The organism is Geminocystis sp. (assembly GCF_041753295.1).
GTDB lineage: Bacteria > Cyanobacteriota > Cyanobacteriia > Cyanobacteriales > Cyanobacteriaceae > Geminocystis.
In genome coordinates this window covers 1-12,765 of record NZ_JBGSUU010000038.1, presented here as the reverse complement: position 1 = coordinate 12,765, position 12,765 = coordinate 1, and the positions used below count along the sequence as shown (strand labels likewise).

Genomic DNA, 12,765 nt, shown 5'->3' with positions numbered 1-12,765 from the left:
CGTTTGCTCTCAATCGCACATTTACTAATATAACTAATCTTTTTCTTTTTGGCAACTTTTTCTTTAAATCTTTTTCCCCCGTTAACAATTTAATGGCTATACTTGCTTTTATATAACGGTTTTAAGATTTTTTCTTTTTTTGATTTTTAAATAACTGAAGATTCGATTTAAACTTTCAGGGAGGAGAGAAGATATGAATATACATTTACTGGACAACTTTTTTTTTGAAAATACATCAAATATTATTCAAAATAGGTTAAGATATCAATACTTATGTACCAAAAAGTTGCATAAAAGTTTGTATAACTATATTATTAACACAGTCTTTTAAAATTACCATCGACTTATGGCTACCAATACAACAAATCAAATCTCAGATAAAGAAAAAGCTCTAAATGTCGTTTTAACTCAAATTGAACGTAGTTTTGGTAAAGGATCAATTATGCGTCTCGGAGATGCAACAAAAATGAAGATAGAAACTATCTCCAGTGGTGCTTTAACTTTAGATTTAGCTCTAGGTGGCGGACTTCCAAAAGGACGTATTATCGAGATTTATGGACCTGAAAGCTCTGGTAAAACAACTTTAGCTCTTCATGCCATCGCTGAAGTTCAAAAATCAGGTGGTGTAGCGGCTTTTGTCGATGCAGAACACGCTTTAGATCCTAGTTATTCGGCAGCTTTAGGGGTTGATATTGATAATTTATTGGTAGCTCAACCTGATAATGGAGAATCGGCTCTTGAAATTGTTGATCAATTGGTACGTAGCTCTGCCGTAGATATAGTTGTAATTGATTCTGTTGCAGCTTTAGTACCTCGTGCGGAAATTGAGGGAGAAATGGGAGATTTACAAGTTGGATTACAAGCTCGTTTGATGAGTAAAGCATTGCGAAAAATTGCGGGGAATATCGGGAAATCAGGCTCAACAGTAATTTTTCTAAACCAATTACGTCAAAAAATTGGCATCAGCTATGGTAGCCCTGAAGTAACCACAGGAGGTAATGCCTTAAAATTTTATGCTTCTGTGCGTCTTGATATTCGTCGTATTCAAACTTTAAAAAAAGGCACGGAAGGAGAGTATGGTATTAGAGCAAAAGTAAAAGTTGCTAAGAATAAAGTAGCGCCACCTTTTCGCATTGCTGAATTTGACATCATTTTCGGGTCTGGTATTTCTAGTATCGGTTGTTTATTAGATTTAGCAGAAAAAACTAATATTGTTACTCGTAAGGGTGCATGGTATAGTTATGATGGTGAAAATATTGCTCAAGGTAGAGATAATGCGATTAAGTATCTTGAAGAAAAACCAGAAGTTGCCGTGATTATTGAACAAAAAGTGAAAGCTGAATTAGAAATTAATAATGTTAGTTTTACCACCTCAACAGAAGATTCTGAAGAAGATTTCAATACAGAAGAATAAATCAGAATAAGAAATTAGGAATTAGGGTTTGCCATTTAACCCTATAATGCTTAATTTATTTCAAATGAATGGCTTTTCAGAATTTTGAATAAGTTTAGATGAGTTTATGGGAGCTGTAAGATTATTTTCGTGTTAAGGCATTAATAATTTTTAACTCTTAAATCAATTTGATAATAACTTATCATTACAGTTTTTTTTGTGCCTTTATCAATCGTTCATTATCCATGTTCAAATCTGTCCTTCGTGCCATCGCTAAATCTCCACTCACAACAGAATTAATACAGAAACTCAACACCGATCAAAAATTGAATTTACAGGGAGTTGCTCGATTACCAAAAGGTTTAGTAACTTCAGCTATTGCTCAAGAAGAAAAGAAAAACGTACTTGTAATTTGTTCTACCCTTGAAGAAGCCTCTCGTTGGATGGCTAATATTGAGCTTATGGGTTACAAACAAAGTTTTTTTTATCCCACCAGTGAAGCTACCCCTTATGAGGCTTTTAATGGTGAATCTGAGATGATTTGGGGACAGATGCAGACCCTTTCAAGTTTAATAAATCAAGATGTTACAAGTTCTCCTTTAGCGGTTGTCACCACAGAAAAAGCATTACAACCTCATTTACCTCCTTCATTGGTTTTTGCTGATTATTGTTTAAATTTGACGAAGGGTATGATTTTTGAAAGTAAAAATATTGATTTGACTTTAGCAAGAATGGGATATGAGCGAGTTAATTTAGTTGAAATTGAAGGACAATGGAGTAAACGGGGGGATTTGATTGATATTTTCCCTGTTTCGGCAGAATTACCCGTAAGATTAGAATTTTTAGGCGATGAATTAGAGAGTTTGCGAGAGTTTGATCCTGTATCTCAACGAAGTTTAGACAAAATTGAGCAATTAAGTTTAACTCCTACTACATGGCAATATATTATTGGTTACAATTTACCTACACTAGAAATAATTAAACCATATATTTCGACTTCAGAGCAAGAGAATTTGGAAAATGGTATTTATCCTGAAGCGATGACTCGATTTTTAGGGTTAGCTTTTCATGGTGAAAATGGTCAACCTGCCTCGATTTTAGATTATTTTCCTAACAATACTATCGTTGTCATGGACGAAGTAGAACAATGTCTTGCCCATAGTCGTATTTGGGTTGAACAAGCAGAAGAAAAATGGCAATTACAAAATTCCCTCGCCCAGTCTAGCCCTCCTGCTCTCAATTTTGGAGGAGAGAATCCAGTTTTTAATGTTGAAGATTTAGTGGCTATTCCAAAAATTCATCGAGATTTTTCGGCATCTTTAGAGTTAGTTAAATATCCTCAAATTTATCTGTCTGAGATAGCATTAGAAATTTATGATAAAGAAATACCTACTATTAATTTATCTTCTCGCCCTTTACCTATTTCCCCTCATCAATTTGCTAAATTAGCTGAAATTTTAAGGGGGAAAAAAGAAGTTTATAATACTATGGATTTGAGTAAATATAATAAATGGTTAATTTCCGCTCAACCTTCTCGTAGTGTTGCCCTTTTACAAGAGCATGATTGCCCAGCTCAATTTATCGCTAATCCTATGGATTTTGGTAGTATTGAAAAACTCCATCGTCAAAATATTTCCGTTGCTTTAAAATATTCAGGACAAGCAGAATTAGAGGGTTTTATTTTACCTACTTTTCGCATTGCTATTGTTACTGATAGAGAGTTTTTTGGACAACATAATTTAGCCAGTCCAACGTATATCAGAAAACGTCGTCAAGCGGCATCAAAACAGGTTAATTTAGACAAGTTAATACCTAAAGATTTTATTGTTCATAAATATCATGGAGTTGGACAATTTTTAGAATTAGAAATTTATGAGGGTAGAGAATATTTAGTCATAAAATATAGCGATGGTTTATTAAGAGTTCCAGCAGATAGTTTAGAGTTAGTTTCTCGCTATAGACATACAGGAGAAGCTCCGCCAAAGTTAAATAAAATGTCAGGTAAAGAGTGGGAAAATGTCAAAAATAAAGTTAAGAAATCCATTAAAAAATTGGCGGTTGATTTAGTTAAATTATATGCTACCAGAGCGGAATTAAAAGGTAATTCTTGCCCTGAAGATACCCCTTGGCAACGAGAATTAGAAGACTCTTTTCCTTATCAACCAACTCCTGATCAATTAAAGGCAATTCAGGATGTAAAAACTGATTTAGAAAGCGATCGTCCGATGGATAGATTAGTCTGTGGTGATGTGGGTTTTGGTAAAACTGAAGTAGCTATTAGAGCAATTTTTAAAGCTGTTACAGCTAATAATAAACAAGTGGTTTTTATTGCACCAACTACTATTTTATCCCAACAACATTATCATACTCTAGTTGAAAGATTTTCTCCTTATCCTATTAATATAGGTTTATTAAATCGCTTCCGTACAGAGTCAGAAAAAACAGAAATTATTAAAAAATTGGCAACGGGAGAATTAGATATTGTCATCGGCACACAAGGAGTTTTAAGCAATAAAATTAAATATAAAGATTTGGGTTTATTAGTAGTAGATGAAGAACAAAGATTTGGGGTTAATCAGAAAGAAAAAATTAAGGCAATGAAAGCATCTATCGATGTTTTAACCCTCAGTGCAACTCCGATTCCTCGTACTCTTTATATGTCTATTTCTGGGGTAAGGGAAATGAGTTTAATTACTACTCCTCCTCCTAGTCGTCGCCCTATTAAAACTCATATTTTGCCTTTTAATGGGGAGGTAATTCGTACTGCTATTCGTAATGAATTAGATAGAGGTGGACAGATTTTCTATGTTTTACCCCGTATTGAGGGTATGGAAGAGGTTATTAAAATGCTTCAAGCTATGATTCCGAGTCTTAGAATTGCTATCGCCCATGGGCAAATGCACCAAGGAGAATTAGAAACAACGATGTTGGCATTTAATAATGGTGAGGCGGATTTGCTAGTATGTACGACTATCGTTGAATCTGGATTAGATATTCCAAGAGTTAACACGATAATCATTGAAGATGCCCAAAAATTCGGTTTAGCTCAATTATATCAGCTCAGAGGAAGAGTGGGACGTTCTGGTATTCAAGCCCATGCTTGGTTATTATATCCTGAGAAGGAAACTTTATCGGATGTAGCTAGAAAACGATTACGGGCATTGCAGGAGTTTTCACAACTCGGTTCGGGTTATCATCTAGCTATGCGTGATATGGAAATTCGTGGAGTCGGCAGTTTGCTTGGTGCTGAGCAATCAGGGCAAATGGAGGCTATTGGTTTTGAGATGTACACGGAGATGTTAAAAGAGGCAATTAACGAAATTCAAGGGCAAGAAATTCCTCAAGTTGAAGATACTCAAATTGATTTACAACTCACTGCCTTAATCCCCACTCGTTATATCGCTGATTTAGAGCAAAAAATGGATGCTTATCGTGCGATCGCAACTATATCTAGTCATAAGGAAATTAAGCAGATTGAAGCAGATTGGCGAGATAGATATGGAGATATTCCTGAACCAGCACAACAATTATTACAAGTAGCACAGTTAAAACAGAAAGCGAAATCTATCGGTTTTTCAAGGATAAAACCAGAAGGGAAACAAAACATTATCATTGAAACACCAATGCAAGAACCAGCTTGGTTACTATTAGCTGAAAAATTGCCCAAGCATTTACAAAATCGTTTTGTCTATGGCAAAAATAAAATAATTGTGAGGGGTTTAGGTGCAATGAAACCAAGTCAACAATTAGATAGTCTTAATAGTTGGTTTAATTATCTTGTGGCGGATTAAGTATTTTAATTTTTTGAGTTCTAATTGATATAATCAACAATTAGTAACATATTCAGCTATTTATAAAAATTCTATTGAAAAAAAAAGCACATATTTTTTAATTTTTAATCTAATTCAAAACTTTACATTCATACTCAGGAGGATTATTTAAGTTAATTTCACATTGCTTAAGTAAAGGAGTTAATTCTGTTTTTAATTGCTGTAATTGAACTATTTTGGCGTTAATTTGGTTGATTTTCTCTACTAGATGATTATATACTGCTTGACAAGTTAGCGATCTCCCTTTCTTTAATTCTAATAACTGTTTAATTTCATCAAGAGTTAAACCTAAATCTTTAACACGAAGGATAAAGCGTAAAATTTCCACATCTTCAGGAGAAAAAAGACGATAACCTGATTTTGTGCGTTGTAAAGGAGGTATTAAGCCGATACGTTCATAATAATAAATAGTTTGAGTATTAATGCCTAATTCTCGACAAATTTGCCCAACTTGAAACATTTTTTTTGACAATTAATTATTGAATAGAGAAGGTTATAAACCTATAACAATCCTAATATAGTTTTAACGATTAGTTACCCTATTCAGTTTTGACGTTATAGTAAGATTTACAGATTTATTTTTTAATCTTTAATTATTCACCAATGATTTAAACATTGCGATAAGTTATTTTATCCTTAGTTAATTGATCTATCGTCATAAATCACTGATAATTGATCCATGATTATAAGCCATTGTAGGTAGTATTAAAAATATGGTACAAACCGATTTAAAACCAATTATAATATCCGATTCTAACTTTGATTTAAAAACATACTTAAAGACAAAAAAAGAATTAGTAGAAAAGGCTTTAGATGAATCTTTACCCATTGGGAAGCCTGAAAAAATTTATGAAGCCATGCGTTATTCTCTGTTAGCAGGAGGAAAAAGACTTCGCCCAATTCTTTGTTTGGCAACGGCGGAATTATTAGGAGAAACAGAAAATACCGCTATGCCTACCGCCTGTGCGTTAGAAATGATACATACAATGTCATTAATTCATGATGATTTACCAGCCATGGATAATGACGATTATCGTCGAGGAAGACTAACCAATCATAAAGTTTATGGGGAAGATATAGCGATTTTAGCTGGGGATGGTTTATTAGCTTATGCCTTTGAGTATGTAGCGGAAAATTCCAAAAATGTTCCAGCTCCAAGAATTGTTAAAGTATTAGGTATCTTAGGTAAAGCCGTTGGTGCGAATGGTTTAGTAGGAGGGCAAGTTATGGATTTAGATTGTGAAGGTAAATCAGATATTACCGCCGAAATTCTTACTACTATTCATCGAAACAAAACAGGGGCATTATTAGAGGCTTGTGTTTCTTGTGGTGGAGTGTTAGGAGGTGCATCCCCTGAAGATTTAAGTCGTTTATCAATTTATGCTCAAAATATTGGTTTAGCTTTCCAAATTATTGATGATGTCCTTGACGTTACAGCCACCAGCGAAGAGTTAGGCAAAACCGCAGGAAAAGATATTTCTGCCCAAAAAGCCACCTATCCGAAACTTTGGGGTATAGAAACATCTCAAGAAAAAGCAGAGCAATTAGTTAAAGATGCCGTAGCACAATTAACGGTATATGGAGAAAAAGCCTTACCGCTACAAGCTATTGCAGAATATATTGTTACCCGTAAAAATTAGGCGAAAAAAATGGAAGTTTTTGTGGAAATATTCACTAATCGTTTAATTGTCATTCCTCTTCTTGCCTGTATTTTGGCTCAAATAATCAAGGTTTCTGTAGATACAGTGACTAATCGTAAATTTAGTTTTCGCTATCTTGTAAGCACTGGTGGTATGCCCAGCTCTCATTCTGCTCTTGTAGGTGCATTAGCTACAGGGGTTGGTCAAAATTTGGGCTGGGATTCTCCAGAATTTGCCATCGCCTCCATTTTTGCAGGAATAGTAATGTATGATGCGGCTGGGGTTAGACAAGCAGCAGGAAAACAGGCTAAAATACTCAATCAAATTATGGATCAATTTCTTAATAATGAAGATGTGAATGAAGAGAAATTAAAAGAATTATTAGGTCATACACCTTTCCAAGTGGTCGTTGGTTTATTATTAGGAATAATCAGCTCAATATTTCTTTTACCGCTATTTTCTAACATATAAAAAGAGTGAATAACAAGTCAGAAAACGGATATAATTAATTTTACCAAATATTTACTTATGAATTTTTTTGAAATAAAAGTAACTGATGATGGTTCACAAACTTTTTATTCTCAAGAATTTGGCGAGACTTTTCATAGTAAATATGGAGCAAAAAGTGAAGCAGAAATAACTTATATTCAAGGATGTAATCTTTTAGAGAAAGTAAAAAGACAAGATAAAATTACTATTCTGGATGTTTGTTATGGTTTAGGTTACAATACCGCAGCTGCTCTTGATTGTATCTTTAAAACTAATCCTAAATGTGAGGTAGAAATTATTGCTTTAGAATTAGATGAAACTGTACCTAGTGAAGCTATTTCTCATAATTTATTATCTTTTTGGTCATCAAACATCATCGAAATTTTAACCCAATTATTAAATTTAAAAAAAGTAAATATTCCCCAAGGAAAACTACAATTATTAATTGGTGATGCTAGACAAACTATTCAACCTTTAGTTAAAGAAAACTTCCAAGCGGATGCTATTTTTTTTGATCCTTTTTCTCCTCCTAAGTGTCCTCAATTATGGAGTGTAGAATTTATTTCTTTAGTTGCTAAGTGTTTGAATCATGATGGTATTATCGCTACTTATTCTTGTTCTGCCGCCGTGCGCACGGCTTTTAGTTTAGCTGGTTTAACCATTGGTGCTAATTATTCTGTGGGAAGGCGATCGCGCAGCGCCGTTTCACGATCGCCCGGTACATTAGGGACTTTTTCTTCTCAACCTTTACCTCCTTTATCACAAAGAGAATTAGAACATTTACAAACTAGAGCCTGTGTACCTTTTCGAGATCCAGAACTAAAAGATACCATAGAAATAATTAAACAACGAAGAAAAGAAGAACAAAACTTAAGTAATTTAGAATTTACCAGTAAGTGGAAAAAACGCTGGTTTTCTTAATCCTTTACTTTTTGAGCAATTTTCAAAATTTATTCAAATAAAGAATTAGTTAAAAATAATTAATAGAGGTTCATTAATTGCTACATTAGGGGAAGTTAATTTTTTATCAAACTAGAATAACATGAGTGATTTAATTGCGATCGCCTACGACGATATTTTCAAAGCCGAAGAAGTAAGATTGACTTTGGCTAAATTACAAAGAGAACATTTAATTGAATTAGAAGATGCGGCGGTAGTAGTCAAAGATGCCGAAGGAAAAGTTAAGCTAAAACAAGCCATTAACTTAACCACCAGTGGTGCAGCTAGTGGCGGTTTCTGGGGATTATTAATTGGTACTTTATTTCTTGTACCCTTATTTGGTGCAGCAGTAGGTGCAGCGACAGGTGCAATCGGTGGCGCATTGACGGATATAGGCGTAGATGATAACTTCATGAAAGAATTAGGCAAAACTTTACAACCAGAAACTTCCGCTTTATTTATTCTCGTCAGAAAAGTAACCCCAGATAAAGTTTTAGACGAAGTTAGTAAATATGGTGGTACTGTTTTACGCACATCTTTAAGCAAAGATGATGAAGAACAGTTACAAGCTGTATTAAGTAGCTACGGTGTTAAAGCCTCAGACTTTGAAAGTTAATCTTAATTATAAATAGATATGCAAAATTAATTGTATATTTACTTTATGACAGATAGGCTAATTACTTTTTGTTAATGAATATAAGGGCGTAATATACTCGGTAAAGACGTAGTATATTATGCCCCTATTTATTTTTTGTCGTCTCTCGATATTTAACCTAAAAAATTAACTATCATGGGTGAAATTTCTTTAGAAAAATGTTCTTGAGGATAGTGTTTTGCTTCTTCAATAGTTATTAATTTAAGTTTTTTATTACTATTGACTAATTCTTCAATCGGAGCAAATTCTAACCAAGGATCATCTTTTCCCCAAATAATTAAACAGGGTTTTTCCCATTGTTTTAAACCTGTTTCAATGTCCGTAACTACTTGTTTTAAGTTTAATTTTTTTACCACCTTAACTAAAGTTCTACCTGCTAAAGAAGAAGTAACAATAGGTTTACGATAAAAGGCTAAATTTTGATCAGAAATAACAAAACCTGAACCTTTTTCTAAAGTACGATCTACAATTAAAGGATCTTGAGTTACCATATCACCTAAAAATGGAACTCCGCATTGTGCAATTTGCCAAGGTAATTTTGCAGAAGAAGAAATAGGAGTATTAAGAATAATTAATTTATCAATTTTTTCTGGATATTGCAGAGCATATTGAATACCAATAGTTGCTAAAAAACCTTGAACAATTAAAGATATTTTTTCTAACTTTAAACCTTCAATAAATTCTGTAAATGCTTTGAGATAACTAGAAGGTGTATAGTCGAAATCTTTTTGCTCAGGTTTCCCTGATAATCCCCAACCTAACCAATCAGGTGCGATGCCATGATAACCATATTCGCCTAAAATGGGCATAATTTCAAGCCAACAGAAACTTTGAGAAAGTAAGCCATGAAGTAAAATAACAGGGGTTTTATTATTATCTTTTATGGGTAAAATTTCTCGGTAATACCATTCTAATGATCCAATTTTTATTTTATTTTCTTTAATAGTTATCATTATTAAGATTATTTTTTTAAGTATTTAATTATCTATTACCAATAAAACACAGTGCTTTTTTATTATTAGGACAAAATTGACGAGCTACAGGATTATTATGAAGATAAAGTTCTTGTAAACTATCTAAATCCCAAAGAGAATTAATATTAGAATTAGTAATATTATTATTATTAAGAGATAATTCTTCTAATTTTTTAAGTTTAGTTAAAGGAGTTAAATCAAAAATTTTATTATTATCTAAATATAACTCAGTTAAATTGGTTAAATCATCTAAAGGTTTTAAATCATTAATCTGATTATCTTTAGCATATAATTCTTCTAAATTAGTTAAATTTTCTAAGGGTGTTAAATCACTAATATTATTTTGATTAATATATAATGTTCTTAAATTTTTAAAAGAAGATAATGGTTTAAGATCTTCTATTTTATTATCACTAAGATATAATTTTTCTAAATTAGTTAAAGAATTGAGAGGAGAAAGATCTGATATTTGATTATGACCTAAAATTAATTTTTTTAAATTAGTCATAGATTTTAAGGGAGAAATATCACTAATTTCGTTATCATATAAAGTTAATTCGGTGATACTGATAAGACTACTTAAAGGGCGTAAATCAGAAATACCTTTACTACTAATATTAATGGCAAAAACTTTAGGTATAATTTCTGCCGCTTGTAAACAATTTTCTACCTTTAAAGCTCCAACAACGGCATTAATAGTTTTTTGAGTAGCAAGGGGTAAAGATGTTTCTTGAGTACACCAATCCCTAAAACTTGTCATAGTAACGTTAGTTTGTGCCATAGCCAATGGACTAATTGTCGTGGTTAGTGCGAAACTCAAGATCAAACTTGATTTTAATAAAGACATTTTTTTCTCTAACATAAAAATTTTACTCATAAAATACCATTAAAGATCTTAATTGAATCTTTGACCTTTAGAATAAACTTTAATAGTGACTTTGATTATTTTAATCTTAATCTGTTTCAACACTCCAAAAGCAATAGAAATATAAATGAAATCAATTATGGTAGTGGGGACTACTTCCCACGCAGGAAAATCATCTTTAGTTACGGCTTTATGCCGGTTACTTTGGCGCAAAGGTTGGTATGTAACCCCATTTAAAGGGCAAAACATGGCGTTAAATTCTTATGTAACCGCTACAGGGGGAGAAATTGGTTACGCTCAAGCATTACAAGCATGGAGTGCAAAAACTATTCCTAGAGTCGAAATGAATCCCATTTTACTCAAACCTCAAGGTAACATGACTTCTCAAGTAATCATGAAAGGGCAAATAGCAGGAGTTACTAACGCTAAAGAATATTATCGAGATTATTTTGAGAGGGGTTGGGAAGCTATTACAGAAAGTTTAGATATTTTAGGACAAGAATTTGATTTAGTGGTATGTGAAGGAGCTGGAAGTCCTGCAGAAATTAATCTTAAACATCGTGATTTAACTAATATGCGAGTAGCAAAACATCTCAACGCCCCTACTATCTTAGTGGCGGATATTGAAAGAGGAGGAGTTTTTGCTCATATTGTTGGTACTTTAGCACTATTAGACCCCGATGAGCGATCGCTCATAAAAGGTATCGTCATTAATAAATTTAGGGGAGATAAAACAATTTTAGATCCGGGTATAGAATGGTTAGAAGACTATACAAAAATTCCCGTATTAGGAGTTATACCTTGGTTTGACTCAGCATTACCCTCAGAAGATTCTTTAGGATTATTAGATTTACCTAGCCGAAAAAAAGATTATCAGTTAAAAATAAGTATCATTAAATTACCACATATTTCTAATTTTACCGATTTTGATCCCTTAGAAGCAGAAGAAAGCGTGTTAATAGAATATGTCCAGCCTCATCAAACTTTAGGCTATCCCGATGCAGTAATTATACCCGGCACAAAAACTACCATCGCCGATTTAATTGTCTTAGAAAAAAGTGGTATGAAAGCACAAATTAGAGAATATATGCAATCAGGAGGAACAATTTTAGGAATTTGTGGAGGTTTTCAAATGTTAGGTAATGAAATATTAGATCCACATCGCCTTGAAAGTTTAGAAAAAAGTTGTGAAGGACTAAATTTATTACCCATTACAACCACTTTAAAACCAGAAAAAATAACCCGTCAAAGGGAAGTAGCCGCTAATTATCCCCAAAAAGGTTTACCCGTAGATGGTTATGAAATTCATCAAGGATATACAGAAATAATCCCTCATCTGAGTAAACAGAGAAAAATTCGATACTTTCCCTTATTTAGTGATGCTACTTTGGGTTTAGTTGACGAAACACAATCTCTTTGGGGATGTTATCTTCATGGTATCTTCGATAATGGATCTTGGCGACGTGCATGGTTAAATAATTTACGACAAAAGCGCGGTTTATCATCTTTACCCACAGGCATAAGTAATTATCGTCAACAACGAGAAGAATTACTCGATTCTCTAGCAGATTTAGTAGAAACACATCTTAACTTAGATCCCATTTTACAAATAAATAATTAGAGTCTGGACAGGAGAATCACAAAGGTATTAAAAACAAGAAATAATTATTAGGCGTTGCTGAATTAAAGTATAATTTTTAGATAAGGTGATGCCGAAGGCACGCTACGCGCACGTATCTTTATTACTCTCTTAAATTATCACAGAGGCGTGCTGTGTACCAGAGCCGACGAGCGATCGCTCGTAACTTGTGTAAGGGATGGGAATATCTTGGAATTTAAGATAATGAATCAACAGTGAAATTGAATACTTCAACATTTGCACAGACTTTGAATAGCAAAGAGTTTTTCTGTGTAATCTGGCTAGATAGTGCCTCAATCTCGTATTTTCTCCCTCAACCCTTATCATGTAAGTTTTACTGA

11 protein-coding genes are annotated in these 12,765 nt (G+C 33.2%); 7 read left to right on the top strand and 4 right to left on the bottom strand.

Going from position 1 to position 12,765, the window contains the following annotated elements:
• Positions 1-346 precede the first annotated feature (346 nt).
• Positions 347-1,414, top strand: coding sequence for a recombinase RecA (gene recA, locus ACEW8E_RS03770; RefSeq protein ID WP_373479005.1), 1,068 nt, complete (start codon positions 347-349; stop codon positions 1,412-1,414).
• Positions 1,415-1,638: 224 nt separating this feature from the next.
• The gene (gene mfd, locus ACEW8E_RS03765) at positions 1,639-5,184 is read left to right on the top strand and encodes a transcription-repair coupling factor (protein WP_373479004.1); all 3,546 of its coding nucleotides are present in this window, start codon (positions 1,639-1,641) and stop codon (positions 5,182-5,184) included.
• 109 nt (positions 5,185-5,293) lie between these two features.
• Here the strand turns inward: mfd and ACEW8E_RS03760 are convergent, their stop codons facing one another.
• Positions 5,294-5,683: a heavy metal-responsive transcriptional regulator gene (locus ACEW8E_RS03760; RefSeq protein ID WP_373479003.1), complete on the bottom strand. Its 390-nt coding sequence runs from the start codon at positions 5,681-5,683 to the stop codon at positions 5,294-5,296.
• A 253-nt stretch (positions 5,684-5,936) separates the two neighbouring features.
• Between ACEW8E_RS03760 and crtE the strand changes: the two genes are divergently transcribed.
• The 4 genes from crtE (at position 5,937) to ACEW8E_RS03740 (ending at position 8,907) form a co-directional block, all read left to right on the top strand.
• The gene (gene crtE, locus ACEW8E_RS03755) at positions 5,937-6,863 is read left to right on the top strand and encodes a geranylgeranyl diphosphate synthase CrtE (RefSeq protein ID WP_373479002.1); all 927 of its coding nucleotides are present in this window, start codon (positions 5,937-5,939) and stop codon (positions 6,861-6,863) included.
• A gap of 9 nt (positions 6,864-6,872) precedes the next feature.
• Positions 6,873-7,334 (top strand): divergent PAP2 family protein, encoded by a 462-nt coding sequence (locus ACEW8E_RS03750; protein ID WP_373479001.1) that lies wholly within the window; start codon positions 6,873-6,875, stop codon positions 7,332-7,334.
• A gap of 57 nt (positions 7,335-7,391) precedes the next feature.
• Positions 7,392-8,273, top strand: coding sequence for a tRNA (5-methylaminomethyl-2-thiouridine)(34)-methyltransferase MnmD (locus ACEW8E_RS03745; protein WP_373479000.1), 882 nt, complete (start codon positions 7,392-7,394; stop codon positions 8,271-8,273).
• Positions 8,274-8,394: 121 nt separating this feature from the next.
• Complete coding sequence (locus ACEW8E_RS03740) at positions 8,395-8,907, top strand: DUF1269 domain-containing protein (RefSeq protein WP_373478999.1); 513 nt, start codon at positions 8,395-8,397, stop codon at positions 8,905-8,907.
• Between the two features lie 152 nt (positions 8,908-9,059).
• On the opposite strand, the gene ACEW8E_RS03735 is transcribed toward ACEW8E_RS03740, so the two are convergent.
• Positions 9,060-9,899 (bottom strand): alpha/beta fold hydrolase, encoded by an 840-nt coding sequence (locus tag ACEW8E_RS03735; RefSeq protein WP_373478998.1) that lies wholly within the window; start codon positions 9,897-9,899, stop codon positions 9,060-9,062.
• Between the two features lie 28 nt (positions 9,900-9,927).
• Positions 9,928-10,797: a leucine-rich repeat domain-containing protein gene (locus ACEW8E_RS03730; RefSeq protein WP_373478997.1), complete on the bottom strand. Its 870-nt coding sequence runs from the start codon at positions 10,795-10,797 to the stop codon at positions 9,928-9,930.
• 115 nt (positions 10,798-10,912) lie between these two features.
• On the opposite strand from ACEW8E_RS03730, the gene cobQ reads away from it, so the two are divergent.
• Complete coding sequence (gene cobQ, locus ACEW8E_RS03725; protein ID WP_373478996.1) at positions 10,913-12,406, top strand: cobyric acid synthase CobQ; 1,494 nt, start codon at positions 10,913-10,915, stop codon at positions 12,404-12,406.
• A gap of 129 nt (positions 12,407-12,535) precedes the next feature.
• Here the strand turns inward: cobQ and ACEW8E_RS03720 are convergent.
• The coding region (locus tag ACEW8E_RS03720) for an IS1 family transposase (RefSeq protein ID WP_373478995.1) at positions 12,536-12,765 on the bottom strand (230 nt) is incomplete at its 5' end.